The following is a 24,786-nucleotide window of genomic DNA, read 5'->3' as shown; positions in this document are numbered from 1 at the left end:
GCCTACGTTCGGGGCATGAGCACCGACAACCGCGACTACCGCACGACGGACCCGCGGAGGACCGACGCGGCCCTGGATCGTGACCGCGACCTCACCCGCGACGCCGATGCCGACCGCACACGTCCTGTCGACACGGATCCCCGCACCGCCGACACCGAGCACATCCACCGCGATCCCGCAGTCGTGCGCGACGCCGATACGGTTCGCGACCGCGACGGCGACGGCGTGCCGGACGCGCAGGAGACGCGCCGTGCGCGTGACATCGACAGCGTCGCAGAGCACCGCGAGGCATCCCTGCGCGACGTCGTCGTCGCGCGCGAGAGGGAGCGCTTCGGCGGGATCAAGTTCGGCAGCGCCTTCTTCGGCTGGCTCACTGCGCTGGGCGCGCTCGTCGCCCTCACCGCCGTGGTCGCCGCGATCGGCGCCGCCACAGGCCTCACCTCGCCCCAGACCGTCGACGACGCCGCCGAGGCCGCCAGCCAGAACATCGGCGCCGCGACGATCATCGGCGCCATCGCGATCGCGCTCGTGCTGTTCGTCGCCTACTTCGCGGGGGGATACGTCGCCGGCCGCATGGCGCGGTTCAGCGGCGCCAAGCAGGGCTTCGCCGTATGGCTGTGGGCGATCCTCATCGCGATCGTCGTCGCGGTGATCACGCTGGTCGCCGGCAGCCAGTGGGACATCCTCGCGAATGTCGACATCTTCCCGCGCATCCCGGTGACCGCCGACACGGCCACGCTCACCGGCATCCTCACCGCCATCGGCGCCGCGGTGATCACGCTCGTCGCCGCGGTCCTGGGCGGCATGACGGGCATGAGCTATCACCGCCGCGTCGACCGGGTCGGCCTCGACGGCGTGGACCGCGCCGATCGCGTCCGGTACTGAGCCTCGCCTTGATGACCACGAAGAGAAGGGGATCCACCCATGGGTCTGGATGACGACATCAAGCACAACGCAGAAGACATGAAGGGCAAGGTGAAGGAGAAGGTCGGCGACGCGACCGACAACGAGAAGCTGCAGGCCGAGGGCGTGGCGGATCAGGCCAGCGCCAAGATGAAGAAGGCCGGCGACGACATCAAGGACGCATTCACCGACGACCGGTGATCTGCCGGCGACGATGCCCCGGGCTCCCGGCGGACCCGGGGCATCGTCGTGCCCGGGACCGGCGCGGTCTCCACAGCGGGAGAAGATGATGCCGCGGCGGATGGTCCGTCTCAGCGCGCGGAGGGCGCGACCAGCCCCTTGCGCAGCAGCGCGTTGCCGTACGATCGCGTCTCGCCCGTGCGGACGATCACGAACGCCTCGCGCGCCCGGTCGTAGTAGTCGAAGCGGTCGATGAACCGCGTGGACGCGGCATCCACCCCCGCCGCCGCCATGAGCTGGCGCTGCACCTCGCGAACACCGCCGTCGGCGGACGCCATCAGGTCGAGCGCCGGGTCGTCGTCGAGCGGGATCACGGTGCGGATCGCGGCCAGCACCTCGACGCTGGTGGTCCCCGGCAGGACGACGAGCCGCCTCCCGAGCGCCGCGGCGGGGAAGTGGGCGTCGGCGACGACCACCGTGTCGGAGTGACCCATGGCGTCGAGGTGCCACAGGAGTTCGCCGCTGAGGAGCGGATGGATGCCTTGCAGCATGGCTTCCTTTCCGCGAGAGCCTCACTCCCGCCCGTGCCACGGTAAACATCGGATGTCTATAGTGTCAATCGCCTCATCCCCCGCGTGCGCGATCCGCGCAAAAGGAGAACCATGACGTCCGAGTGGCTCGAACACCGCCCCTGGCTCCCGGTCGGTGCATCCGGGCACCCGCTTCCGGCATGGCTGCGCGAGGCCACACTCGGGATCTTCGTGCACTGGGGCGCGTATTCGGTGCCCGCATGGGCCGAGCCGAGCGGAGCGCTCGGGACGCTGCCCGACACGCAGTGGTATGACCACAACGCGTACGCGGAGTGGTACGCCAACACCATCCGGATCCCAGGGTCGCCGGCCGCCGGCCACCACGCCCGCGTGCACGCCGGCCGCCCCTATGCGGACTTCCTCGACGATTGGCGGGCCGAGCGCTACGACCCGGCGGACTGGGCCCGCCTCTTCCGATCCGTCGGGGCTGACTACGTCGTGCCGACCACCAGACACCACGATGGCATCGCACTCTGGGACGCGCCGGGCGCCGGCGATCTCACCACCGTCGCGCGGGGACCACGGCGCGACCTCATCGCCCCCCTCGCCGCGGCCGTGCGGGCGGAGGGGATGAGATTCGGGGTCTACTACTCGGGCGGCCTCGACTGGGCGTTCACCGACTTCCCCCCGCACCGGTCCGACGAGGACCTCCAGCGCTTCCGCCCGCGCGATCAGGCGTACCACGCCTACGCGCGAGCGCAGGTGACGGACCTGGTGGAGCGCTTCCGGCCAGACGTGCTGTGGAACGACATCGACTGGCCCGACGCCGGCAAGTCCGCGGGGCCGGACTCGATCGGGGCCCTGCTGGCCTGGTACCGCGACCGCGTGCCCGACGGCGCGGTCAACGATCGCTGGGGCATCGACGACTGGGACTTCCGCACGAGCGAGTACGACACCCACCGCGCCAACGAGGCGCTGCCCGGGTGGGAGCACTGCCGCGGTCTGGGACTCTCATTCGGCTACAACCGGGTCGAGGACGCGTCGGTCACCCTGACGCCGCGCGCGCTCGCGCGCCTCTATGCCGACGTCGTCGCGCGCGGCGGACGTCTGCTGCTGAACGTGGGTCCCGACGCCGGGGGCGAGATCCCGGCGAGGCAGCGCGCCACGCTCGAGACGATCGCGTCCTGGATGTCGGAGGTCAAACCGCACACCCGAGCGCGGGGCCCGGTGCCGCCCGATCTCGTGGAGGTGACGGATGCCGCGTGGTGGCGGTCGTGGTCGACGCCGGCGGGCCTCGTGGTCGTCGCCGACGGGCCGCGGGCGGTCGCCGTCGCCCGCGACGGTCGGCCGGTGACGACACTGGGGCTGCCGGAAGATGATTGACGGTAGGCAAGCGATTATCGATTAGTGTAATGTCGTGCCGCAGACACCAGGGTCGTGCACACGAAAGGATCGATGATGATCAGAAGACGTACCATCACCGCGCTGGGGGCGGTGAGCTTGACCACGCTCGTGCTGGCAGGATGCTCCACGGCCCCCACCTCGGAAGCCGGGGGCCCGATCGAGCTCCGCATGCTGGTGAACGTCACCCCGAACCTCACCGAGGAGTTCTGGAACGAGCTCGTCGCGCCGTTCGAAGAGGCCAACCCCGACATCGACGTCGTGATCCAGAACCCGGGGGCCGAAGGCGTCGCGGCCGCCGTGCCGCGGCTGCTGGCCGCCGGCGACGTGCCCGACATCGTGCAGTCGCTGCCGCCGTCGGTCGAGCTGGCGCCCGAACTCGTCGACCTCACGGAGTACGAGTGGGCGGCCGAGGCGCCGCTCGCCGACCAGTACTCCATCGACGGCAAGCTCTACATGGCGGGCATCGGGGTGCAGCTGCAGAGCCTCTGGTTCTACAACAAGCAGGCGTTCGAAGAGGCCGGCATCACCGAGCCGCCCGCCACGGTCGAGGAGCTCGACGAGGCACTGGCCAAGCTCAAGGACGCGGGCTGGACGCCGATCCAGACCGGCGGCGACTGGATGTCGAGCCACGCGCTGCAGGCGCTCGGCCTGCCCACGATCATCGCCGAGCACCCGGACTGGTTCGCCGGCATGACCGCGGGCGACCTCACCTTCAGCGAGACCTATGGCGACACCGTCGAGCGCTACGCGGACTGGGTCGCGGAGGGCTACCTCAACCCCGACGCCCTCGGCGTGAAGTACCCGGACGCCGAGCAGAACTTCCTCGCGGGCAACACCGCGATCTATCCGATGGGGAGCTGGTTCGCCGGCACCGAGGCGAAGACCCCGGACGCCCCGGAGATCGGCGTCTTCCGCGGACCGGCCGTCGAGGGCGTCGACAACCCCGCGATGGGTGCCAACATCGCGAGCCCGTACTCGATCATGAGGTCCTCTGCGCACCAGGAGGCGGCAGCGGAGCTCGTCGAGTTCCTCGTGACCGACCAGGACGCCGTGGTCGCCCAGCTCGAGGTGGACGGCAACTTCCGCGACGGCTACGCGTATGAGACGACGCCGCTCGGCGACGAGCTGCTGGCGATCGTCGCCGACACGCCGGCGGCCGACTACACGCCCACCGGTCAGGGCTATGGTGAGCGCACCGTCCCCAACGGCTACTCCACCGAGCTCAACGCCCAGACGCAGGCGCTGCTCGGAGGCACCCCGGCGGACGTCGTCCTGCAGGCCATGGACGGCTGGTTCGCAGCCAACGCCGGCTGAGCCGTCCCCCACCCGCCCGGGGCGCGACGCCGCGCCCCGGGCACCACTCACCGGAGGTCCACCGACGATGGCAGACACCGCGCTCCGCGCCCCGCGCATCCGCCCGGCCGCGCCCCGCTCCCGCACCCTCGCGACCTGGCGGCGCCGCTTCCCCGGCTTCCTCATGGCCGCGCCGGCGGTCGTCGTCTTCCTCGCGATGTTCATCGTGCCGATGATCCTCGCGTTCGTGCTCAGCCTGACCGACTGGAACGGCTACAGCGTCAACCTGAACTTCATCGGGTTTGAGAACTATCTGCACGCGTTCCAGAATCCCCGCACCGTCAACGCCGCCATCTTCACCTTCGTGGTGGCGCTCATCGGGACGGTCCTGTGCAACGTGATCGGACTCGCGACGGCGGTGCTCATCGCCGGCCCCGGCAGGCCGAACACCCTCATGCGCACGGTGTTCTTCTACCCGTACATCATCAGCGCCCTCATCATCGGCTTCCTGTGGTCGGCGATGCTCGCGCCGCAGGGCGTGGTGAACAGCCTCCTCGCACAGGCCGGCATCCCCGCCCTGCCGTTCCTCACCGATGTCACGTTCGCCAAGGCGAGCGTCATCCTCACGATCGTGTGGTCGCACTTCGGCTTCAACATGATCCTGTTCCTCGCCGGGATCAAGTCCGTGCCCGCCGAGTACTACGAGGCGGCGACCGTCGACGGCGCGACCCGCTGGCAGCAGTTCCGCAGCGTCACGCTGCCCCTCATCGCCCCGGTGCTGACCGTGAACCTCGTGCTGACGCTGGTGGGCCTCCTCAAGACCTACGACATCGTGCTGGCGCTCACCGACGGGGGGCCGGCCGGGTCGACGCAGACCATCGTCTACCAGGTGCTGAAGGACTCGTTCGCCCAGGCGAACCTCGGCTTCGGCGCCGCGCAGTCGGTGATCCTCCTCATCGTGACGGCCGTGCTCGGCCTGTCCGTGACACTCGCCCGCCGCGGCGCGGAGAAGAAGGTGACCGACTGATGACCCTCACGACGCAGACCTCGGTCAACCCGGCCGCCGAGCTCATGCTCGCCGACCCGCGCGACGTCGCGGGCGGCCGGCGCCGCCGCCGCCGCGGCGCGCGCACCGGCCCGCAGAGCATGCGCACCTCCGCCCTCGCCGCCACCGTGAAGTGGGTGCTGCTCGGCGCCGGCGCGCTCGTCATGCTCGTGCCGCTGTACATCATGGTGATCAGCGCCTTCAAGACGCAGGAGGACATCCTGCGGCATCCGCTCGCGATCAGCCCGGAGATGTTCACGCTCGAGTATCTGCTGCAGGCGATCACCAGCGAGAAGTTCAACGTCATCGGCGCCTACGGCATCACACTGCTGTTCGTCGCTCTGGTGAACGTGTGCTGCATCGCGCTGGCCGCCCCGGTCGCTTACGTCATCGCCCGCGGGCGGTCGAAATGGCACCTGGCCCTGCTGCTGCTGTTCGTGTCAGGCTTGTTCATCCCGGGGCAGGTCACGCTGATCCCGGTGGTGTTCGTGCTGCGCCTGCTCGGCCTGATCAACACGATCCCCGGCTTCATCCTGTTCGAGACGGCGGCGACCCTTCCCGTCACGATCTTCCTGTTCGCCGCCTACCTGCGCACCGTGCCGCGCGACATCGACGAGGCGGCGGCGCTCGACGGCGCCGGCCGCATCCGCGCCTTCTGGTCGTGCGTCTTCCCGATCATGCGGCCGATCGTCGCCACGGTCATCGTGCTGAACTCGATCGGCGTCTGGAACGACTTCGTCAGCCCGCAGGTCATCCTCGGCCCGAGCTCGGGCATCTACACCGTGACGACCGGCGTCTACGCAGCTGTCGGCGAGTTCTCGACCGACTACACCACCGTCTTCCCGACGCTCCTGCTCGCCATCGCGCCCGCGGTGATCTTCTTCGTCATCATGCAGCGCCACATCATCGGCGGCCTCGTGGCCGGCGCGACGAAGGGCTGAGCCGTGCCCGCAACCCGGATCCTCACCACTCCGCTGCGCGAGGTGCCCGCGTGGGCCGTGCTCGAGCGACGCCTGTTCGACGAGATCGAAATCGCCTGGCGCGCGTTCTCCGACCGATACTGCGAGCCCGACGGCCGCATCCGCGGCGCGGGCGGGTTCGACTCCCGCGACGGCGTCGACGACCTCTACGAGCCGTTCTTCAACTGGCCGGCCTTCTATGCCCTCGGCGGCAGCGACGACATCCTCGGTCGCGCGAAGCACCACTGGGAGGGCGTGACGCGTCAGCTCACCGAGTCCGGAATGCTGACCGGCGAGTACGAGAACGGCTATGACTGGTTCCACCAGGGCGAGTCGCTCCTCTTCTTCTACGGGCTGTGCGCGGCCGACCCCGCCGATCAGGCGTTCGCCGAGCGCGCCCGCCGGTTCGCGGAGCTCTACACCGATCCCGCGCACGGCAACTGGGACCCGGAGCGCAACATCATCCGGGCGCCGCACACCGGTGCGCGCGGGCCGCTGTCGGGCCTCGGGCCGGAGTGGCAGGCGTACACCGCCGCGCAGCGCGAGATGCGGCCCTACGGCCTGCCGCTGGAGTACCTCCCGGGCATCGAGAGCTGGGACGACCTGGAGGATCCGGCGAACGCCGAGGCGATGGGCCGCGCCATGCAGCGCCTCGCTGCGGGCGACGTGCCCGTGAATCTCGCCGCCACGAGCCTCGCCGCCAACCGGTGGCTCTACGACGGCGACGCGGCGTCGGCGGAGTGGATCGTGCGCTACGTGGACGGGTGGCGGGAGCGCGCCGCCCTCAACGGAGGCCTGCTCCCGGACAACGTCGCCCCCGACGGCACCGTCGGCGGGCTGCACGACGGCCGTTGGCATGGCGGCCACTACGGCTGGACATGGCCGCACGGGCTGCACTCGGTGGGCATGAGCACGCTCATCGGCGGCCTCAACGCCGCCCTGGTCTCGGGCGACGACGGCGCGCTCGACCTCACCCGCACGATGCTCGACACCGTGATGGAGCAGGGCGTCGTCGCGTCGGTTGCCGAGACGCCCTTCAGCCTGCGCGGCGGCGCGATGGCACGCCTCGGAACGGATGCCGACACTCCGATGCTGCTGGTGCCCTACCGGTTCGGCCGCCACGGCTGGTTCGACTACGGTCCCGTGCCGATGGAGCTGCCGACATGGCTCTGGTGGTGGACGCGCGACCCAGCCGACCGCGCGCGGCTGCGGCGGGCGGTCGAGGGCCTTCCCGCCACCGACGAGCCCGTGAAGCCCTTCCGTGACAAGGTCGAGGCCGGGCACGAGGCGCCGTGGCTCGCCTTCCTCGACGGCGAGCTCGACGACTACCCGGTGAGCGCCCTCTCGATGGCGCTGGGCCAGGTGGCCCGCCGCATGGCGGTGATGCAGACCGAGCTGCTCGACCCGGCGACCGTGCACCTGCACTTCTGGCAGCGCGTCAATCCGGTCGTCACCGAGGTGCTCGGCCAGCTGATCACCGGCACGCCGCAGGTGCTCTACAACGGCGGGCTGCCGTTCGCCGCAGTGGCGTACGAAGACGCCGATCGACGCCGCCCGGGCCTGCCACCGGATGTCGCGGCCCTCGTCACCGGGCTCGACGGCGACCGCATCGAGCTCGAGCTGGTGAACCTGTCGTCCACGAGCGCGCGGCGCGTGCGCGTGCGTCCCTCGCGCTTCGGGCAGCAGCAGGTGGCCGCCGTGGTGTCGCGCGGCGAGCGCGATGCCGACTGGCCGGGGCGCTCCACGGCGTACCTGGCCACCGCCGGCAGCCCGGTCGCGCACACCGCCGACGTCGATGCCGAAGACGTGATCGTCGAGCTTCCGCCGTCGCACCGCGCCGCGCTCACGCTCATCACCGCCCCCGCCACGGGGCGGCCCCGCCACGCCGGCGTCGTCGCCGACGCCTCGATCGGGGCGGCCGGGTGACCCCGCCGCCGGACGCCGATCGAACGACCCTCACGAGGAGGACCACATGACCGACACCACCGCCCCACTGCCGCGGCCCTCGCTGCGCCTGCCCGTCCGCGGCGACGGCTTCGAGCGCGCGAGCCTCGACGCGATCAGCGGGCTCGACCGCGTCTCGTCGGCGACCGCCTGCGCGAAGCTGCACGGGCTCGGGGTCACCCGGTCGTTCGTGGAGGGCCCTCGCCCGCTGCAGCCCGGTCAGCGCATCGTCGGGTCGGCGATCACGCTGCAGTTCATGCCGCAGCGTGAGGACCTCGCTTCGGGGCTCGGCCAGGAGTACGTCGAGCGCCACACCGCACTGTGGGCCGTCATGGAGACCGTGCAGCCCGGCGACGTCCTCGTCATCCAGGCGTACGGCAGCCAGTTCTCCGGTTGCATCGGCGACATCCTCGCCCGCTACTTCCAGCGCAAGGGCGGCGTCGGCATCGTCGTCGACGGGCGGATCCGAGACTCCGGACGCATCCGCAACCTCGGGCTGCCCGTCTGGTCGACGGGTGTCACGCCGCACTACGCGTCGCAGTCCGAGCTGTTCCCGTGGGCGTACGACGTGCCGGTGGCGGTCGGCGGCGCACTGTGCCTGCCCGGCGATCTCGTCGTCGCAGATGACGACGGCCCCGTCATCATCCCGCAGGCCATGGCGGGCGAGGTCGTCGACTCCGCCCGCGACCACGAGGAGTGGGAGGTCTTCAGCCGCCACCGCCTCGACGAAGGCGCGCGACTCAGCGACTACTACCCCCTGACGCCCGATACCCGCGAGGAGTACGAATCGTGGCGTTCCGCCCGGGCCTTCGCCCGCTGAACCCGGCGGCCGGCGCGTCCGACGTGCTGGGCCTCGGCTGCGCGCCGATCGGCAACCTGTACACCGCCGTCGGTGAGGATGACGCGGTCGCGACCGTCGAGCGGGCGCTGTCCCGCGGCATCCGCTTCGTCGACACCGCCCCGCACTACGGTGCGGGGGCGAGCGAACGGCGACTGGGACGGGCACTGGCGGGAGTGCGGCGCGACTCCGTGGTCATCGCCACCAAGGTCGGCCGCCGCATCGTCGACGCCGAAGGGCGCGACACGGCCGTGGGAGGGATCGGCGCGAGCACGGTCGGCGACCTCTCGCGCGACGGCGTGCTGCGCAGCCTCGAGGGCAGTCTGGCGCGGCTCGGCACCGACCGCATCGACCTGCTCCACCTGCACGACCCGGAGGACGTCGACCAGGCGCTGCGCACCGCGATCCCGGCGCTCGTCGAGCTGCGCGACGAGGGTGTCGTGCGGGCGATCGGCGTGGGGATGGTGTGGAACGAGCCGCTCGCGCGGTTCGTGCGCGAGGCCCCCGTCGACGTCGTCATGATCGCGGGCCGCACCACCCTCCTGGACAGAACGGGCGAGGCCGACCTGCTGCCCGCCGCGCGCGAGCACGGGGTGGGGGTCATCGCCGCCGGCGTCTTCAACTCGGGCATCCTCGCCGATCCGGATGGCGCGGCGTACTTCGACTACAAGCCGGCCGACCCCGAGCTCGTCACGCGCGCCCGCCGGCTCGACACCGCGTGCGCCGCGCACGGCGTCGCGCTGCGTCACGCAGCGGCGCGCTTCCCCCTCCGGCGTCCACCGGTCGAGGCCGTGGTCATCGGCGCGCGCACCCCCGCCGAGGTCGACGACTTCGTCGACGGGGCGGCCGCCGCGATCCCCGACGAGCTGTGGGAAGAGCTGGAGCGGGCGTGAGCCCCGCGATCATCGACGCCCACGTCCACCTGTGGGACGTCGACGCCGTCCCGCTGTCGTGGTGGCGTCCCGACCTCGGCCTGCCCCGCGCAGCCCTCGTCGACCAGCTCGCCGCGCTCGCCCGCAGCGCATCGTCCCCGGTGGCCGGGGCGATCGCCGTGCAGGCGGCCGACACGCTCGAGGAGGCGGACTGGCTCGCGCGCACGGCGGCGGCGTCGCCGTTCCTCGGCGCCCTCGTCCTCCAGTACGACGCGAGGACGGATGCCGCCGCATGGGCCGGCATGGCTCAGTCGGTCATCGATCGGACCGATGCCGGCGCCGTCGGCGCGCGGGTCGCCGGCATCCGCCTCGCCACGCCCTCCGGCGCTCCCGACTTCGGCGACGTGCCGGGGCTGGATGCGCTGGCGCGCGGACTGGCCGAGAGCGGCCGGGCGCTCGAGCTGCTCATCCGCTCCGAGCAGCTCCCCGCCGCTGCCGCCCTGGCGGCGCGACATGCTGCGCTGCCCATCGTCGTGTGCCATCTCGCGCTGAGCGGCGAGGCGCCCGAGGCCGACTGGCGCGCGGGCCTCGCCGCCTTCGCGTGCCGGCCGAACGCGATGGCCAAGGTCTCGGGGCTGGTCCGGGGCGGGGACGGCGACGACACTCGGGTACGCACCGCCGTCGCCCACGCGTTGGACACGCTCGGTCCCGAGCGCCTGATGTTCGGCAGCGACTGGCCGGTGAGTACGCGATTCGCGCGTTACACCGAGGTGGTCGAGCGCACCTCCGCCGCCCTGCCCGCGCTCGGCGCCGACGAGGCGACCGCGTTCTGGGCGGGCACGGCGCAGCGCTGCTACGCGGTCGCCTGCTCGGACTGAGCCGCCGGCCCGGCCCCGGGCTCACCCTCCAGGAGCGTGCCCGCCGCGTGAGCGCGGAACAGCGCTGCGCACGCGTCACGGTCGTCGCCCGAGAGCTGATCGAGGAGGCTGCGGTGCCACTCGGCGACCTCGTGCCAGTCTCCGGCGAACTCCGGATCGCCCAGCACGTGCATGGAGCGCAGACTCGGCTCGATGATGTCCCACATGCGCGGGAGGTAGACGTTGCCGCTGGCCTCGATGACGGCGCGGTGGAAGGTGAAGTCCAGCTCGCGGAACTCGGTGAGATCGCGCTCGGCGGCGGCGGCGTGCATCCCCTCGATCAGGGCGACGAGGTGCGCATGCGACTCGTCGTCGAGGCGGCGCCACGCGAGCGCTCCGGCGAGCTCCTCGAGGGCGGCACGCGCGACCTTCGCCTGCTCGGCCTCTTCGGACGTGTAGCTCGCGACGAAGTTGCCCTGGTGGCGGATGTGGGTGACCAGGCCCTCATGCGAGAGACGCTTGAGCGCGTCGCGGACGGGCGCTTGACTGACCTGCAGGCGACGCGCCAGCTGCGACTCCACGAGCTGCTCGCCGGGAGCGAGCGTGGTGTCCTTGATCATCGCCTTGATCAGGTCGTAGATCTGGTCGGAGAGCAGCCCGCGCTTGAGCCCGGTGAGCGAGGTGAGCGGGTCGGTCATCTGCCCAGGGTACTTCATAATCGACAATCGTTAATCCCTTCGCGAGAGCGATTCGTACGCGTCCAGCCAGGCGTCGGCGATCAGGCGCGACCCCCTCGCCGTGGGATGGACGCCGTCCGGCGCGACCGCCGCGACACCCTCCCGCTCCGCCACGGCGGACAGGATGCCGTGGAGTGGCACCAGCACCGCCCCCGCCTCCTCGGCAAGCCGGCGCACGACGTCGCGCTTGGGGTCGAGGTCGCCGAGCCACTCGCGCTGCTCCTCCCGGGCCGGCAGGAAGAACGGCTCCATCAGGACGAGCCCGCGCGCGGCATCGGCCGCGGCGATCATCCGCCGGTAGGTCGCCTCGAAATCCTCGGCGCTCGTCGGATCGTCCTGGTCGAAGCGCCGCCACATGTCGTTGACCCCGACGAAGAGCGTCAGCACGTCGGCGCCGTGCGGCGCGACATCCTGATCCCACCGCCGTGCGAGGTCGACGGCCCTGTTGCCCGCGATGCCGACGTTGACGACGCGGACGGATGCCTCCTCCCGGCCGAGTTCGTCGGCCACGAGGCGCACGAACCCGTCGCCGAGCGAGCCGACGTCGCTGCGGTCGCGCCCGGCATCGGTGATCGAATCGCCGACGAAGACGAGGGTGGATGCAGCTGAGGTCATGTCGAAATCGCTCCTTCGCGGGTCTGGCGCCATCCTAGGCAGGCGCATGGGGGAGGGCGCGTGGGCGCCCTCCCCCATGCGCGGAGGCTACCTCACGGTGACCTTCACCGGCTTGGACGCCGTCTCGCCGTTCCCGTTGGCGAACACGGCGACCAGGGTGTGGTCGCCGGGCGCCACGCCGGTGAGCTCGACCGAGGCGTGCTGGGCGCCGGGCGTCGCGGCGACCAGCTCGCCCGAACCGACGACGACGCCGTCGAGCTCGAACCGGTACGACGTCGCGTTGGTGCCCCACCACAGGTCGGCCGTCGCCGTGAAGGCGCCGTCACGATCGCGGTTGTCGTGCGACGCCTTCGGTGCGCCCGGCGCGGCGTGGATGACCTTCACCGTCGTCGAAGTCGTCGCCGTCGCGCCCTTCGAGTTCACCAGCTCGCCTGTGTACACGTAGGTGCCGTTCGGCTTGCCCGCGAAGCTCACGCCCGTCGTCTGCGACATGCCCTCGGTCGCCGTGAGCACCTTGGTGGCCACGAGCTCGCCGTTCTCGTACAGGCGGAACAGAGTGCCCGGCGTGCCCCACCACAGGTTCATGACCACGTCGTAGTCTCCGTCGTGCAGGCCGTGCTCCCACCCGCTCGTGTTCGAGAGGCTGCCCGTACCCGGCGCGGACGTCGCACCGTCATCGAGCACGGCCGGCTGCAGCCGCAGCGCGTTCTGCTCGACGTAGTGGTACACGTTCAGGTACCCGTCGTCGGCGATCGGGTTCGACGCGCCGGCGTCCAGGTGGCTCCAGACCGTCTCGCCGTCGACGCGCAGGACGAGACGGGCCCCCGCGTCGACCTCGACCGCGCCGAACTCCAGCTCGTGCTCCTCGCCGGCCCGGATGACGGTGTTGGGGATGACGTCGAGCATCGTCTGCTGGGGCTTCCAGCTCTGGAATTCGATCGTGTCCTCCTTGATCACCACCAGGTAGCCCTTGTTCCCGTTCACCCACGTGGGGTCGCCCGCGCGGTCGGAGCGCACGGCGAAGCCGTACCATCCGCCGTCGAAGGCGTCCACGGCCGCACGGAGCCGCAGCAGTCCGCTGCCGAACGTCTCGGCGCCGTAGCCGTACACACCCTCAGCGTCGATCCGGAGGCTGCCCTCGTCGAAATCGACGGCGTCGGAGACCGGCCACCCCGCGGGATCGAGCAGCGGGGTCACCACGTCTATGACCGGATGCTCGGCCGCCTGCACCTCCACCGTCGAGGTCGCGGTGATCGAGGCATCCGCCAGCGAGGTCGCCGTGATGGTCGCCCGCCCTGCGGCGAGTGCGGTCACGCGCCCCGTCTCGTCGACGGTCGCGACCTCGGGCGCGTCGGAGGTCCACTCGACGCGCGGGTTGGTCGCGTCGGACGGGGTCACCGACAGGTCGAGCGTGAGGCGCTCGCCGGGCTCGAGCGTCGCCTGGTCGGGCGAGACGTCGATCCCGGTGACGGCGGTCGGGACGATCGAGAAGGTGACGTCGTCGAAATCGAGCGCCGTGAACTTCTCCACGTAGAACCCGACCTTGCCCGAGGCCGTCGGCGAGGGGTTGGGTCCCTCGATCATCTGCTCGCCGTCGACAGTCACCTGCACGCCGGAGCCCTTCACGACCATGCGCACGTCGTACGCGGTGTCGGGTGCGAGCCCCGCACCGGCGGGCAGCTTCACCTCCTTGAGCGTCTGCCAGTGAGCGCCGTAGATCGTCCAGGTCGGACCGGTCTCCGCGTGACGGTAGCGCACATAGCCGCCCGGGTTCGTTCCGGTGCGGTCGTAGATCAGCATGATGCCGCCCTCCGGGACGACCGCGGGCGTGCGCACCTGGAAGTCGAGCACGTAGTCCGTGAAGTTGCGGGGCAGCTGCGAGTTCGCACCGCCCTTGATCCGGTACCAGTGCTCGCCGTCCGCGTCCTCCACGATCGCGCGGTTGGGGTCGACCGGCCAGCCGTTCGCGCCCGCCTCGAAGTCGGTCGCGTGCATGACACCGTCTCCGTCGGCCACGACGACCACCATCTGGTCGGTGATGGCGGGATCGGCCTTCGAGGCGACGGTGATGACGGTCTCGCCCGGCAGCAGCGCGGTCAAGAGTCCCGACGCGTCGACGGTCGCGACCGACGGGTCGCTCGACGCGTAGTCGACCGCCGGGTTCGAGGCGTTCCACGGAACGATCTCGGCGCGCAGACTGGTCGTCTTGCCGAGGTCGACCGTGAGCTGCTCGGCGGGCAGGTGCACGCTCTGCAGCGCCACCGAGTCGGGTCCGTGCGGCACGCCGATCTTGCCCTGCGGGCCGATCAGCTCGAACGGGATCGCGGCGAACCCGGGGATCTGGTCGAAGACGGCGGCGTCCTCGCGGAGACGGAAGTCGCCCGTCTGCCAGTCGACGAAGCCCGGGTCCTCACCCGCGACCCAGTTGTCGGCGTAGTTCATCAGGTTCTTCACGTCGCGCGCGCCGTGCTCGTTGACCTGGCCGGAACGGGTGAGCGTCGGGTTCCAGGTCACGTTCTTCTCGAACACGTTGTTCGCGGGGAAGTAGTGGTTCTCGTCGAAGAACGTCAGCAGCTCGGGGTACTTCTCGCCGTACGGCGTGCCCACGAAGCCGTTGTTCGCCTCGAACAGCTCGATCCATCCCGGCATGTAGGAGGTGTCGACGGTGTTGCCGGGCTGATCGCCCATCCACATCTCGTAGTTGTCGTACGGCACGTGGGTGTCGACGAACACGTTGTTGCGGGCGGTGATGTAGTCGCCCGACCCGCTCTTGATCGCGTCGTTGCCCATCCGGTAGAAGACGTTCTCCTCGATGGTGAGCCCCATCGTGAGGTTGTCGGGGTAGATGCCCTCCACGCCGAGCCGGCCGATGCCGGTGTCGTGGAAGTAGTTCTGCCGGATCACCGTGCCCCGCTGCTGCGGCGTGGCGCCGGCGTTCATGTAGATCGCGCCGAGGTCCTGGAATGTCTTGCAGACGTCGTAGATGTCGTTGCGCTCGATGAGGTGGTCGTTGCCGTGCACGATGATCCCCGGATGCGGCGCATCGTGGATCTCGTTGTTGCGGCCGATGTTGCCGACGCCGTCGAACATGATGCCCGGGTTGTAGGCCTTGTGGTAGTACGCGAAGTCGTGGATGTGCGAGTTCTCGACCCGGTTACGGCCGGGCTCGAGCGTGGTCTTGTCGCCGCCCTGCAGCACCACCGGCACGCCGCCGATGTGACGCAGGTGCGAGTCGACGACCGCGTGGTCGCGCCCGCCCCGGTTCACCGGGATGCCGTCGTACGTGTACCGGCCGGGCGAGTTGATCAGCACGCCTCCGTCGGCGAAGTTGCGGATGTCGCTGCGCTCGATGCTCACGTGGCTGCCCCCGAGGATCACCGCCGCGTTCGCGCGCCCGTACTCGAGGATGAGCTCCTCGAACGACACGTGCGACGTTCCGTCGGTGCGCAGCATCGGCTCGCCGAGCATGGTGACGGTCGCTCGCGCGCCGCCCAGGAACGCCTGGTTGGGCACGAGGTACAGTTGTCCGCTCTCGCGGTCGATGTAGTACTCGCCGGGCGCATCGAGCTCTTCGAGGAGGTTCTCGGCGAAGTGGAAGTCCTCGAACCAGGTCTTCATGAGGCCCGACATCTCGCCGTAGCGGAGGGTGATGGTCTTCGCCTCAGGGTCGATCGCGGCGATCTTGTTGTACGACCACTCCCAGCTGTAGCCGAAGATGCCGTCGAGCCATACGTCGTCGGCCTGGGTCCAGTGCTGCGGGCGGTCGTAGGTGTAGCTGAACGTGCCGCCGCGCTCCTGCAGGTCGGCGTCCTTGCGGGTGGGACCGGGATCGAGGATCTCGTCCATCTGCACGGTCGCGCCCTCGTTGGGCCATCGCGCGAGGGTCATGCCCTCGCCGCCGATGTAGAGCTCCATCGGCGGCACGGTGCTCACGTCGTTGGCCTTCCAGTAGCCGTGCCTGCTGAGCCGGCCGTAGTCGGTGATGCCCGCCGCGGCGAGGTCGATCGCGATCACCTTGCTGCGCGCGGACTCGTCCACGATGCGGCCGAGCACCGCCTCGTCGGCGACATGTTCGAAGGCGGCGGAGTCGAGGGTGATGCCGCCCGTCAGGGTGACGGTCTCGCCGGGGTAGGAGCGGTAGGTGATGGGCGACTCCGCCGAGCCGGAGTCCCCTGCATCGAGCTCGAAAGCCTCGGTGCGGGGGTAGCTGCCCTCGCGCAGCGAGACGGTCACCCCGCCCTCGGGCAGTCCGGCCGACGACTTGAGCTCGCGGATGGCGTCGCGCGCGCCCTCGAGCGTGCGCAGGGGAGAGTCGATGGCGCCGCTTGCACCGTCATCGCCGTCGGGGGCGACGAAGATCTCGGCATGAGCGGCCGGGTCGGGCGCGGCGTGCGCGGCGGTCGCGGTGGCGGCGACCATCGTGCCGACAAACGCGAGTACTGACAAGAATCGCTTCATCGCGATGTTCCAGCCCTTTCGTGTGCGACCGCGACGGCGCGGTCTCTGACGGGGATGGTCCGTCCCGCGCAGGCGACGGAGACGGAACGATCGCGACGCTACACTAATCGATAATCGCCTATCAAGAGTCGATTCAATGCTGGCGGCTGGGCGGCGCGCGACCGCGAACGAAGACGGATGCCGCGACGCGCGGCATCCGTCTTCCTGCGCGGTGCAGGCGGCCTCAGGCGAGGGGCTGCTGCAGCTCGGTCACCCACGTGGACTGCGGGCCGTCGGCCTGCAGGTACACCTCGCGGCACGGGCCGTCGAACTCGCCGCCGTCGGCCGCCACTGCCTGCATGAATGCGCCCCATGCCTCGCCGATGCCGCTCATCTCGCCGCGGTAGGTCGTGACGGCCGCCCGCTCGGCGGCGGGCAGCTCCACGACCTGCCAGCCCTCGCCGTCGACCGGCTCGGCGCCGGCGGTCCACGAGACCCACACGCGTAGGTCGCCGCCGTCGAGCGACTCGTACCAGAACGTGCCGGGCTCGCGGTACTCGACGCCGGCTGCTTCGAGCGCGTCGTGCAGCGGCGGCAGGACGCGGTCGATCACGGCGGGCACATCCTCTCCGCCGGGTGCAACGCCCGATGCCGCATAGACGGTGACGGGCTCGAGCCGGCGGTATTCGATCGCAGTCATCGTGTGCTCTCCTTCGAGGGGGGCGACGCGTGCGTCGCCTCATGCATCGTCGTCCGGGGGTCGGACAACGGCGGCGCGGCACAATGGCAGTGTGCCCATTCTGAACAAGGACATGGTCCTCTGCATCTCCCTTGCCGCTCGCCCGTCGAATATCGGCACGAGGTTCCACAACTTCCTCTACGACGAGCTCGGACTGAACTTCATCTACAAGGCGTTCACGACCGACGACATCGAGGCGGCGATCGGCGGGGTGAGGGCGCTCGGCATCCGCGGCTGCTCGGTGTCGATGCCGTTCAAGGAGGCGGCGATCCCGCTCGTCGACGAGATCGAGCCTTCCGCCGCGGCGATCGAGTCCGTGAACACGATCGTCAACGACGGCGGGCGGCTCATCGCCTCGAACACCGACTACGAGGCCGTCGCGGAGCTGCTCGAGCGACACGCGGTCGACCCCGCCCTTCCGGTGCTCGTCCGCGGATCGGGCGGCATGGGCAAGGCGGTCGTGGCGGCGTTCCGCGGTGCGGGCTTCGACGACGTGACCGTGGTCGCCCGCAACATCGAGGCCGGCGAGCAGATCGCCGCGAAGTACGGCTACCGCAGCACCGCGGCAGACCCGGCGCCCGGGCACGCGGTGCTGGTGAACGTCACCCCGCTCGGCATGACCGGAGCCGACGCCGACGTCCTGTCGTTCTCGCAGGAGCACATCGACGCGGCGCAGACCGTGTTCGATGTCGTCGCCTACCCCGCCGAGACACCGCTGATCCAGGCGGCGCGCAGTGGCGGCATCCCGGTCATCACCGGTGGCGAGGTGATCGCGCTGCAGGCGGCCCGGCAGTTCGAGCGGTACACCGGCGTCACCCCGACGCCCGACCAGATCCAGCGCGCATCGGAGTTCTCCCGACAGTGAGCCTGCCCGCTTTCGACGGCGAACCAGGGGACTTCCGCCGAGACCGAGGGGGAGCTCCCCGGTCTCGGCGGAAACGCCTCGGCTCGACGAGACCGGGGACGCGTCAGGGCACACGGTAGCCGGCGGCCCGGAACAGCTCGTACCACTCGGCGCGCGTGAGGGGGATGTCGGAGCCCTCGGCCGCACCGCTCACCCGCTCGGGGTTGGTCGTGCCGAGCACCACCTGCATGAGCGCCGGGTGGCGGGTGATCCACGCGACCGCGATCGCGATCGGCGGCACGTCGTAGGTGGTGGCCAGCCGGTCGATCACGGCGTTGAGCTCGGGGTGGTCCGGCGAGTCGAGGAACACGCCGGTGAAGAAGCCGGCCTGGAACGGCGACCACGCCTGCACCGCGATGTCGTGCAGACGGCAGTAGTCGATGATGCCGCCGCCGTCGAGCGTGAGCGACTGCTCCTCACCCTGCATGTTCGCGGCCACGCCCTGCGCGATGGTCGGGGAGTGGGTGATCGACAGCTGGATCTGGTTCGCGACGATCGGCTGGCGCACCGACTTCTTGAGCAGATCGATCTGGCGCGGCGTGTGGTTCGAGACGCCGAACGCCCGCACCTTGCCCGCCGCCTCGAGCTCGTCGAACGCCCGGGCGACCTCATCGGGCTCGACGAGGGCGTCGGGCCGGTGCAGCAGCAGGATGTCGATGTAGTCGGTGTCGAGGGCGCGCAGCGATCCCTCGACCGACTCGACGATGTGCTCGTACGAGAAGTCGAAGTACGGACCTTCGCGCACGATGCCGGCCTTCGTCTGGATCGTGACCTGCGCGCGCTCGGAAGGCGAGAGCCGCATGGCCTCGGCGAAGCGCACCTCGCAGCCGTGCAGGTCGCGGCCGTAGATGTCGGCGTGGTCGAAGAAGTCGATCCCTGCGTCGCGCGCGGTGCGGACGAGCGTGCGCACGGCGTCGTCGTCGAGGTCCTGGATGCGCATGAGGCCGAGCACCACATTGGGTGCCGGTCGGCCGATGCCGGTGAGTTCGATGGTCTTCATGGTCCGCTCTCGGGTCGGGTGTCCTGCGCGGTCCACGCTAGGCACAGTCCACAAAGAAGTCCAACAACTGTATATTCTGCGATTGAGAAGTCTTGTGAATGGATGCCGCGTCCCGCGGTGTCGTCACGGCAGGAGGCGTCATGGAGCACCGCCAGCTCGAGTACCTGGTCACCCTCGCCGAGGAGCGGCACTTCACGCGCGCGGCCGAGCGGTGCCGCGTCTCGCAGTCCGGACTGTCGGCGGCGATCCGCCGCCTCGAGCAGGAGCTCGACGCGAGGCTGTTCGAGCGGACCACGCGGTCGGTCGAGCCGACGCCCGCCGCCCTCGCGCTCCTGCCGCACGCCCGCGAGATCCTCGCCCAGACGGCGGCCGGGAGGGACGCCGTCATCCGCGCGTCGCACCAGCTCGCGGGCTCGCTGCGCGTCGGGGCCGAACAGTGCCTGGGCGCCGTGGACGTGAATCTGCTCCTCGAGCGCTTCCACCGCCGCCACCCCGCGGTCGACATCCAGTTCGTGCAGGCGGGGTCGCATCAGCTGGTCGAGCACGTCGAGGCCGGCGAGCTCGATGTCGCCTTCGTCGCGAGCGCCGACCCCGCGCCGGCACTGGCTGTCGAAGAGCTCGCGCGGATCCCGCTCGTCCTCCTCATCCCGCCCGGCCACCCGCTCGCCGAGCGGCCGGTCTCGCGCTGGAAGGATCTCCGCGACGCCGACTTCGTGGACTTCCGGCCGGCGTGGGCCCTGCGCACCATCAACGACGACGCGTTCCGCCGGCACGGCGTAGAGCGGCGGGTCCGCTGCAGCGTCGACGACGTCCACACCCTCCTCGACCTGGTCGTACGCGGGCTCGGCGTCGCGATCGTGCCGCAGCACGTCGCGAACAAGCCCCAGGCGAAAGGCCTGCTCACCATGCCGGTCCCTTCCGGCGCGCCGGAGTGGATCGTGTCGACCCTCGTCACGGGAACCGCGTCGCTGGCCCCCCGCCTGCGGGAGATCCTCGACGAGGAGCGTGCCGAAGCAGAGGCCGCATGAGCGTCGTGCTGGTCGAGGGGGAGAGCGACCGGATCGCCGTCGAGACGCTGGCGGCCCGGCTGGGGATGCGGATGCCGCGGATCCGCGTCGTGGGCGGCTCCAAGGGCGCCCGCCGCGCGGCGGCCGAGCTCTCGGGTACGCGTCTGCTCGGACTCGTCGACCGCGGCGAGCGCGCCGACTTCGAGCGCGTGCTCGACACGGTGTTCGTGTGCGACCCCGACCTCGAGGCCGAGTTCGTGCGCGCTCTCGGCGTCGCGGCGGTCGAGGCGGTGATCGCCGAGCAGGGCGAGCTCGACTCGTTCCGCGGTCTGCAGCGGCAGCCGTTCCAGCGCGACCGCCCCGTGGAGGCGCAGCTCGCGCGCTTCTTCGGCGGCCGTAGCGGCAACAAGGCACGCTACGCGCGACTGCTCGCCGAGGCGGTCCCGCTCGAACGGGTGCCGCCGCCGCTCGCGGCGCTGCTCGCTGCACTCTGAGAAGGACCGCGCCGGGCCCTGATCAGGGCGGGTGCCGCAGCATCCGTCGTCCCGCCGTGTGTGAGACCGTTCTCACGAGCCCCTCGCCGCCCGTTCACCGAGCGGTCGCGGGTCGGTCGCCCCCTCGTCAGCGCGTGGCTGGACGAGCCCGGTTGCGTCGAGGGCATGAGCCGATTCCCCACACGACGCGTCCTGCCGCGCCTTCTCGCCGCGGCAGCAGCGACGGCCACCGCCGTCGCCCTGCTCCCCGCCACCGCCGCCTCCGCCCAGCCGGTCGCCACAGCGTCCGCGAACTCGCCGTCGCCCTACGTGCAGACGCACGTGCCGACGCTGGTCGCGCGCGCCACGCTGTCGGCCGATCACCTCGAGCCGGGCCCGGCGTCGGGCGCCCTCGCCGGCTCGGCCAACGGCCGCACCGGCCCCTGGGACGGCCAGGTCATCCCCGGCTTCTCGGCCGCGATCGACAACGGCGACGGCACGTTCTGGGCGCAGCCCGACAACGGGTTCGGCGCCAAGGCCAACTCCGCCGACTTCCTGCTGCGCAACTACGTCGTGCGCCCGGCCTGGCAGACCGCCGACGGCGGCGCCGGCGAGATCCGGATCGAGCGGTTCGTGTCGTACAACGACCGCAACAACGTGCTCGACTTCCCGATCGTGAACGACGGGACGGCCGACCGGCTCCTCACCGGCGCCGACTTCGACATCGAGTCGGTCGTCAAGGCCAAGGACGGCACGTTCTGGGTCGGCGAGGAGTTCGGCCCGTTCCTGCTGCACTTCGACGCCGAGGGCACGCTGCTCGAGAAGCCGTACGCGCTCGACGGCGCCAAGTCGCCGCAGAACCCCTACCTGCAGCCGGATGAGACGCCGCGCGTGCGCGCGAGCCGTGGCTTCGAGGCCCTCGCCGCCTCGGTGAACGGGCGGTACCTGTACCCGGTCGTCGAGGGCTCGTACGCGGACGACAGCGATCTGCGTCGCCGCGAGATCCTCGAGTTCGACACCCGCGCCGGCGCCTACACCGGTCGCACGTGGAGCTACCAGACGGACCAGGAGCCGAACGTCATCGGCGACGCGTTCACCGTGCGCAACGACGTGCTGCTGCTCATCGAGCGCGACGACTTCGAGGGCGAGCAGTCGGTGACCAAGCGCGTTTACCAGGTGGACCTGCGCCGCACCGACGCCGAGGGCTACCTCGAGAAGACGCTCGTGCTCGACGCGCTGCGGATCGCCAACCCGCACGGGATCGGCGCGGGCGACGGGTACGGCACCGGCGAGATCTACTCGCTGCCGGTGCAGTCGTTCGAGACCGTCGTGCAGCTGAAGGACGGCAGCCTCCTCATCGGCAACGACAACAACTACCCGGGCAACGACGCGCGCATCCCGGGCACGCCGGATGACACGGAGTTCGCGATCATCGACCTCGACAAGACGAAGATCGAGCCGTCGACGGTCAGCCTCATCGGGCACCGCGGCGCGAGCGGCTCGCGCCCCGAGCACACGCTCGCCGCGTACGAGACGGCGATCGTGCAGTGCGCCGACTACATCGAGCCCGACGTGGTCTCCACGAAGGACGGCGTGCTCGTCGCCCGTCACGAGAACGAGATCGGCGGCACCACGGATGTCGCGGCCCGGCCCGAGTTCGCGGCGCGCAAGACCACGAAGGTCATCGACGGCGCCTCGATCACCGGCTGGTTCACGGAGGACTTCACGTTCGCCGAGCTGCGCACCCTGCGCGCCAAGGAGCGCCTGCCGCAGACGCGTCCGGCCAACACCGCGTTCGACGGGCTCTACGTCATCCCGACCCTCGACGAGGTCATGGACCTCGCGCGCCACTCGGTGAGCTGCGACGGCCGGCCCGTCGGCGTCTACCCCGAGACGAAGCATCCGTCGTACTTCGACTCGATCGGGCTGTCGCTCGAGGAGCCCCTCGTCGCAGCCCTGAAGGCGAACGGGCTCGACCGCGCTCACGCGCCGGTGATCCTGCAGAGCTTCGAGACCGCGAACCTCCGCGACCTCGACGGGATGACCGACGTCACCCTCGCGCAGCTCGTCAACGGGTCGGGTCGCCCGTACGACTTCACCCTTGCGGGCGACACGCGCACCTACAAGGATCTCGTGACGCCGGCGGGCCTCGCCGACATCGCGACCTACGCCGACGGCGTGGGCCTCGAGAAGTCCGTGATGATCCCGCGCACCGCCCACGGCCGCCTCGGCACGCCCACCGCGGTCATCGCCGACGCGCACGCCGCAGGCCTGACGGTGCACGGCTGGACGTTCCGCGCCGAGAACCAGTTCCTGCCGGTGGACTTCCGCTCGAGCGCCGACCCGGCCGCCCACGGCGACCTCGCGGGCGAGATCCGCGCGTTCGTCGCCGCGGGCATGGACGGCGTCTTCAGCGACCACCCCGGCATCGCCGCGGTGACCATCGACACGGTGACGCTCGCGGGCTGAGCTCGCACGGCCGCTGCCGATCGGGGCGGGGGATGCTGCGGCATCCCCCGCCCCTCGCATTCCGCGACACCGCCACCTGGCACAATGCGAAGGATGGGCGCCGCCGGGGGGCGGCGCTTTCGACGAAGGGACGAGTATGGCCATCGACGGCGCCCCGGGGGCGGGACTGACGAAGGAGCAGCTGGCGGAGGAGGTGACCCGTCTCGCGACGCCCGATCTCCTGAAGACGCCGTTCGGCGACTTCGAGTTCTTCGATGGCGTCCCCCAGGCCGACTCCGTGCAGTCGATCTTCGACGCGCTCGACCTGCTGCGCGGCATCGATGCGTTCCTCACCGCGGTGCCGGGCGCCTCGCTCGTGGCGATGCGCAGCGGCCTCCGGACTGTCGGCATCGATGCGCCCGACAAGATCGGTTACACCGATCCGCGCGCGAACTCCGGCAGCATCTACCTCACGCCGAACACCGAGACCACGTACGGCACCACGTTCCTCGATCTGAAGGCCTGGGGGCCGACGGTCATCGAGGCACCCCCGCAGTCGCTGTGCGTCGTCGACGACTTCTGGTTCCGCTACGTCGCCGACATGGGCATCGCCGGGCCCGACAAGGGCGCGGGCGGGAAGTACCTCTTCCTTCCGCCCGGGTACGACGGCGAGCGCCCCGACGGCTACTACACGTACGAGTCGCCGACGTACACGAACTGGGTCGTGCTGCGCACCCTCGGCGGTGTCCCCGCGATGAAGCAGACGCGCATCTACCCCCTGAGCGAGGCGGGGTCGCCCCGTGAGAGCACGTTCGTGAACATCGCGGGCGCGCTGCAGAACACCGTGCACGCGAACGACTTCACGTTCTTCGAAGAGCTCGCACAGCTGATCTCGGAGGAGCCGACGACGGCACTCGACCCCGAGCGCGCGGGCACGCTCGCCGCGATCGGGCTGGCGCACGGCGTCCCGTTCGCACCCGACGAGCGCCGGCGCGGCATCCTCGACGACGCCGCCCGCATCGGCGCCGCGATCTCCCGCGCGCTCGTCTACAAGCCGCGGGATCCGGCCGCCTTCTTCTGGGAGGGCTCGTCGTGGAAGAACGCGTTCGTCGGCGGCAGCCACGAGTTCCTCCGCGACGGCGTCCGCAACCTCGACGCCCGCACGGAGTTCCACTATTTCGCCACCGTGATCACTCCGGCGATGGCGCACGCGCAGGTGGGTGCGGGCTCCGCCTACGCGTACACCGCCGAAGACGCCGACGGCCACGTGCTCGACGGCTCCGCGACGTACTCGCTGCGCATCCCGGCGGACCCGCCGGCGAAGAACTTCTGGGCGATCGACCTGTACGACACCCAGACGCGCTCGCTCCTGCAGTCGACGCCGTACCCCGCGCTCGCCAGCCTCTCGGGCACCGTGCAGGCAGAGGACGACGGGTCGTACGTGCTGTGGTTCTCTCCGACGGCGCCGACGGGCAAGGAGTCCAACTGGATCCCGACGATCCCGGGCAAGTCCTGGTTCCCCATGCTCCGGCTCTACGGGCCGCTCGAGCCCTGGTTCGACAAGACGTGGCGGCTGCCCGAACTCGTGAAGGAGGGCTGAG

At 70.7% G+C, this 24,786-nt stretch carries 21 protein-coding genes; 15 read left to right on the top strand and 6 right to left on the bottom strand.

Annotated elements, in window-relative coordinates:
* Positions 1–15 precede the first annotated feature (15 nt).
* Both ACFQ7C_RS05490 and ACFQ7C_RS05485 read left to right on the top strand, forming a co-directional pair.
* Positions 16–885, top strand: a complete 870-nt coding sequence (locus tag ACFQ7C_RS05490) for a YrzE family protein (RefSeq protein WP_378898507.1) — start codon at positions 16–18, stop codon at positions 883–885.
* 39 nt (positions 886–924) lie between these two features.
* On the top strand, positions 925–1,104 hold the full coding sequence (locus ACFQ7C_RS05485; RefSeq protein ID WP_378898506.1) for a CsbD family protein: 180 nt from the start codon (positions 925–927) through the stop codon (positions 1,102–1,104).
* Between the two features lie 110 nt (positions 1,105–1,214).
* Here the strand turns inward: ACFQ7C_RS05485 and ACFQ7C_RS05480 are convergent, their stop codons facing one another.
* The gene (locus ACFQ7C_RS05480; protein WP_378898505.1) at positions 1,215–1,634 is read right to left on the bottom strand and encodes an RbsD/FucU family protein; all 420 of its coding nucleotides are present in this window, start codon (positions 1,632–1,634) and stop codon (positions 1,215–1,217) included.
* Between the two features lie 111 nt (positions 1,635–1,745).
* Between ACFQ7C_RS05480 and ACFQ7C_RS05475 the strand changes: the two genes are divergently transcribed.
* From ACFQ7C_RS05475 to ACFQ7C_RS05440, 8 genes are all read left to right on the top strand, one after another.
* A complete protein-coding gene (locus ACFQ7C_RS05475; RefSeq protein WP_378898504.1) occupies positions 1,746–2,996 on the top strand; it encodes an alpha-L-fucosidase in 1,251 nt (416 codons plus the stop codon).
* Positions 2,997–3,071: 75 nt separating this feature from the next.
* Positions 3,072–4,331, top strand: a complete 1,260-nt coding sequence (locus ACFQ7C_RS05470; RefSeq protein ID WP_378898503.1) for an ABC transporter substrate-binding protein — start codon at positions 3,072–3,074, stop codon at positions 4,329–4,331.
* Positions 4,332–4,398: 67 nt separating this feature from the next.
* The gene (locus tag ACFQ7C_RS05465; protein ID WP_378898502.1) at positions 4,399–5,337 is read left to right on the top strand and encodes a carbohydrate ABC transporter permease; all 939 of its coding nucleotides are present in this window, start codon (positions 4,399–4,401) and stop codon (positions 5,335–5,337) included.
* Positions 5,337–6,296: a carbohydrate ABC transporter permease gene (locus ACFQ7C_RS05460; RefSeq protein ID WP_378898501.1), complete on the top strand. Its 960-nt coding sequence runs from the start codon at positions 5,337–5,339 to the stop codon at positions 6,294–6,296. The genes ACFQ7C_RS05465 and ACFQ7C_RS05460 overlap by 1 nt, the downstream gene beginning before the upstream one ends.
* 3 nt (positions 6,297–6,299) lie before the next feature.
* Positions 6,300–8,240 carry a hypothetical protein gene (locus ACFQ7C_RS05455; RefSeq protein ID WP_378898500.1) on the top strand — a complete coding sequence of 647 codons (1,941 nt, stop codon included), beginning with the start codon at positions 6,300–6,302 and terminating at the stop codon, positions 8,238–8,240.
* 46 nt (positions 8,241–8,286) lie between these two features.
* Complete coding sequence (locus ACFQ7C_RS05450) at positions 8,287–9,078, top strand: ribonuclease activity regulator RraA (RefSeq protein ID WP_378898499.1); 792 nt, start codon at positions 8,287–8,289, stop codon at positions 9,076–9,078.
* Positions 9,048–9,989 carry an aldo/keto reductase gene (locus ACFQ7C_RS05445; protein WP_378898498.1) on the top strand — a complete coding sequence of 314 codons (942 nt, stop codon included), beginning with the start codon at positions 9,048–9,050 and terminating at the stop codon, positions 9,987–9,989. The genes ACFQ7C_RS05450 and ACFQ7C_RS05445 overlap by 31 nt, the downstream gene beginning before the upstream one ends.
* Positions 9,986–10,846 (top strand): amidohydrolase family protein, encoded by an 861-nt coding sequence (locus ACFQ7C_RS05440; RefSeq protein WP_378898497.1) that lies wholly within the window; start codon positions 9,986–9,988, stop codon positions 10,844–10,846. Before ACFQ7C_RS05445 ends, ACFQ7C_RS05440 begins: the two co-directional genes overlap by 4 nt.
* Here the strand turns inward: ACFQ7C_RS05440 and ACFQ7C_RS05435 are convergent.
* The 4 genes from ACFQ7C_RS05435 to ACFQ7C_RS05420 form a co-directional block, all read right to left on the bottom strand.
* Positions 10,822–11,523, bottom strand: a complete 702-nt coding sequence (locus ACFQ7C_RS05435) for a GntR family transcriptional regulator (RefSeq protein ID WP_378898496.1) — start codon at positions 11,521–11,523, stop codon at positions 10,822–10,824. The two genes, ACFQ7C_RS05440 and ACFQ7C_RS05435, sit on opposite strands and share 25 nt — an antisense overlap.
* 30 nt (positions 11,524–11,553) lie before the next feature.
* Positions 11,554–12,177 carry an SGNH/GDSL hydrolase family protein gene (locus tag ACFQ7C_RS05430; protein ID WP_378898495.1) on the bottom strand — a complete coding sequence of 208 codons (624 nt, stop codon included), beginning with the start codon at positions 12,175–12,177 and terminating at the stop codon, positions 11,554–11,556.
* 87 nt (positions 12,178–12,264) lie between these two features.
* Complete coding sequence (locus ACFQ7C_RS05425; RefSeq protein WP_378898494.1) at positions 12,265–16,635, bottom strand: Ig-like domain-containing protein; 4,371 nt, start codon at positions 16,633–16,635, stop codon at positions 12,265–12,267.
* Positions 16,636–16,858: 223 nt separating this feature from the next.
* Positions 16,859–17,314 (bottom strand): GyrI-like domain-containing protein, encoded by a 456-nt coding sequence (locus ACFQ7C_RS05420; protein WP_378898493.1) that lies wholly within the window; start codon positions 17,312–17,314, stop codon positions 16,859–16,861.
* 91 nt (positions 17,315–17,405) lie between these two features.
* Here ACFQ7C_RS05420 and ACFQ7C_RS05415 point away from each other — a divergent pair, with 91 nt between their 5' ends.
* Positions 17,406–18,218: a shikimate 5-dehydrogenase gene (locus ACFQ7C_RS05415; protein WP_378898492.1), complete on the top strand. Its 813-nt coding sequence runs from the start codon at positions 17,406–17,408 to the stop codon at positions 18,216–18,218.
* Between the two features lie 103 nt (positions 18,219–18,321).
* Here ACFQ7C_RS05415 and ACFQ7C_RS05410 read toward each other — a convergent pair whose 3' ends face one another.
* The gene (locus ACFQ7C_RS05410) at positions 18,322–19,257 is read right to left on the bottom strand and encodes an aldo/keto reductase family oxidoreductase (RefSeq protein WP_378898491.1); all 936 of its coding nucleotides are present in this window, start codon (positions 19,255–19,257) and stop codon (positions 18,322–18,324) included.
* A 98-nt stretch (positions 19,258–19,355) separates the two neighbouring features.
* On the opposite strand from ACFQ7C_RS05410, the gene ACFQ7C_RS05405 reads away from it, so the two are divergent.
* The 4 genes from ACFQ7C_RS05405 (at position 19,356) to ACFQ7C_RS05390 (ending at position 24,785) form a co-directional block, all read left to right on the top strand.
* Positions 19,356–20,285: a LysR family transcriptional regulator gene (locus tag ACFQ7C_RS05405; RefSeq protein ID WP_378898490.1), complete on the top strand. Its 930-nt coding sequence runs from the start codon at positions 19,356–19,358 to the stop codon at positions 20,283–20,285.
* Positions 20,282–20,758, top strand: a complete 477-nt coding sequence (locus ACFQ7C_RS05400; RefSeq protein WP_378898489.1) for an ATP-dependent endonuclease — start codon at positions 20,282–20,284, stop codon at positions 20,756–20,758. The genes ACFQ7C_RS05405 and ACFQ7C_RS05400 overlap by 4 nt, the downstream gene beginning before the upstream one ends.
* A 165-nt stretch (positions 20,759–20,923) precedes the next feature.
* The gene (locus ACFQ7C_RS05395; RefSeq protein ID WP_378898488.1) at positions 20,924–23,206 is read left to right on the top strand and encodes an esterase-like activity of phytase family protein; all 2,283 of its coding nucleotides are present in this window, start codon (positions 20,924–20,926) and stop codon (positions 23,204–23,206) included.
* Positions 23,207–23,342: 136 nt separating this feature from the next.
* The gene (locus ACFQ7C_RS05390) at positions 23,343–24,785 is read left to right on the top strand and encodes a DUF1254 domain-containing protein (RefSeq protein WP_378898487.1); all 1,443 of its coding nucleotides are present in this window, start codon (positions 23,343–23,345) and stop codon (positions 24,783–24,785) included.
* Position 24,786: the final 1 nt, after the last annotated feature.

This window comes from Microbacterium sp. NPDC056569 (genome assembly GCF_042793475.1).
Taxonomy (GTDB): Bacteria; Actinomycetota; Actinomycetes; order Actinomycetales; family Microbacteriaceae; genus Microbacterium.
This window is presented reverse-complemented; position numbering and strand designations above follow the sequence as displayed.

What these genes read in the sequence shown, in the direction of transcription:
- ACFQ7C_RS05490 (WP_378898507.1), top strand. Translation starts at nt 16, where the DNA reads ATGAGCACCGACAACCGCGACTACCGCACGACGGACCCGCGGAGGACC.
- ACFQ7C_RS05485 (WP_378898506.1), top strand. Translation starts at nt 925, where the DNA reads ATGGGTCTGGATGACGACATCAAGCACAACGCAGAAGACATGAAGGGC.
- ACFQ7C_RS05480 (WP_378898505.1), bottom strand. Translation starts at nt 1,634, where the DNA reads ATGCTGCAAGGCATCCATCCGCTCCTCAGCGGCGAACTCCTGTGGCAC.
- ACFQ7C_RS05475 (WP_378898504.1), top strand. Translation starts at nt 1,746, where the DNA reads ATGACGTCCGAGTGGCTCGAACACCGCCCCTGGCTCCCGGTCGGTGCA.
- ACFQ7C_RS05470 (WP_378898503.1), top strand. Translation starts at nt 3,072, where the DNA reads ATGATCAGAAGACGTACCATCACCGCGCTGGGGGCGGTGAGCTTGACC.
- ACFQ7C_RS05465 (WP_378898502.1), top strand. Translation starts at nt 4,399, where the DNA reads ATGGCAGACACCGCGCTCCGCGCCCCGCGCATCCGCCCGGCCGCGCCC.
- ACFQ7C_RS05460 (WP_378898501.1), top strand. Translation starts at nt 5,337, where the DNA reads ATGACCCTCACGACGCAGACCTCGGTCAACCCGGCCGCCGAGCTCATG.
- ACFQ7C_RS05450 (WP_378898499.1), top strand. Translation starts at nt 8,287, where the DNA reads ATGACCGACACCACCGCCCCACTGCCGCGGCCCTCGCTGCGCCTGCCC.
- ACFQ7C_RS05435 (WP_378898496.1), bottom strand. Translation starts at nt 11,523, where the DNA reads ATGACCGACCCGCTCACCTCGCTCACCGGGCTCAAGCGCGGGCTGCTC.
- ACFQ7C_RS05430 (WP_378898495.1), bottom strand. Translation starts at nt 12,177, where the DNA reads ATGACCTCAGCTGCATCCACCCTCGTCTTCGTCGGCGATTCGATCACC.
- ACFQ7C_RS05425 (WP_378898494.1), bottom strand. Translation starts at nt 16,635, where the DNA reads ATGAAGCGATTCTTGTCAGTACTCGCGTTTGTCGGCACGATGGTCGCC.
- ACFQ7C_RS05420 (WP_378898493.1), bottom strand. Translation starts at nt 17,314, where the DNA reads ATGACTGCGATCGAATACCGCCGGCTCGAGCCCGTCACCGTCTATGCG.
- ACFQ7C_RS05410 (WP_378898491.1), bottom strand. Translation starts at nt 19,257, where the DNA reads ATGAAGACCATCGAACTCACCGGCATCGGCCGACCGGCACCCAATGTG.
- ACFQ7C_RS05405 (WP_378898490.1), top strand. Translation starts at nt 19,356, where the DNA reads ATGGATGCCGCGTCCCGCGGTGTCGTCACGGCAGGAGGCGTCATGGAG.
- ACFQ7C_RS05400 (WP_378898489.1), top strand. Translation starts at nt 20,282, where the DNA reads ATGAGCGTCGTGCTGGTCGAGGGGGAGAGCGACCGGATCGCCGTCGAG.
- ACFQ7C_RS05395 (WP_378898488.1), top strand. Translation starts at nt 20,924, where the DNA reads ATGAGCCGATTCCCCACACGACGCGTCCTGCCGCGCCTTCTCGCCGCG.
- ACFQ7C_RS05390 (WP_378898487.1), top strand. Translation starts at nt 23,343, where the DNA reads ATGGCCATCGACGGCGCCCCGGGGGCGGGACTGACGAAGGAGCAGCTG.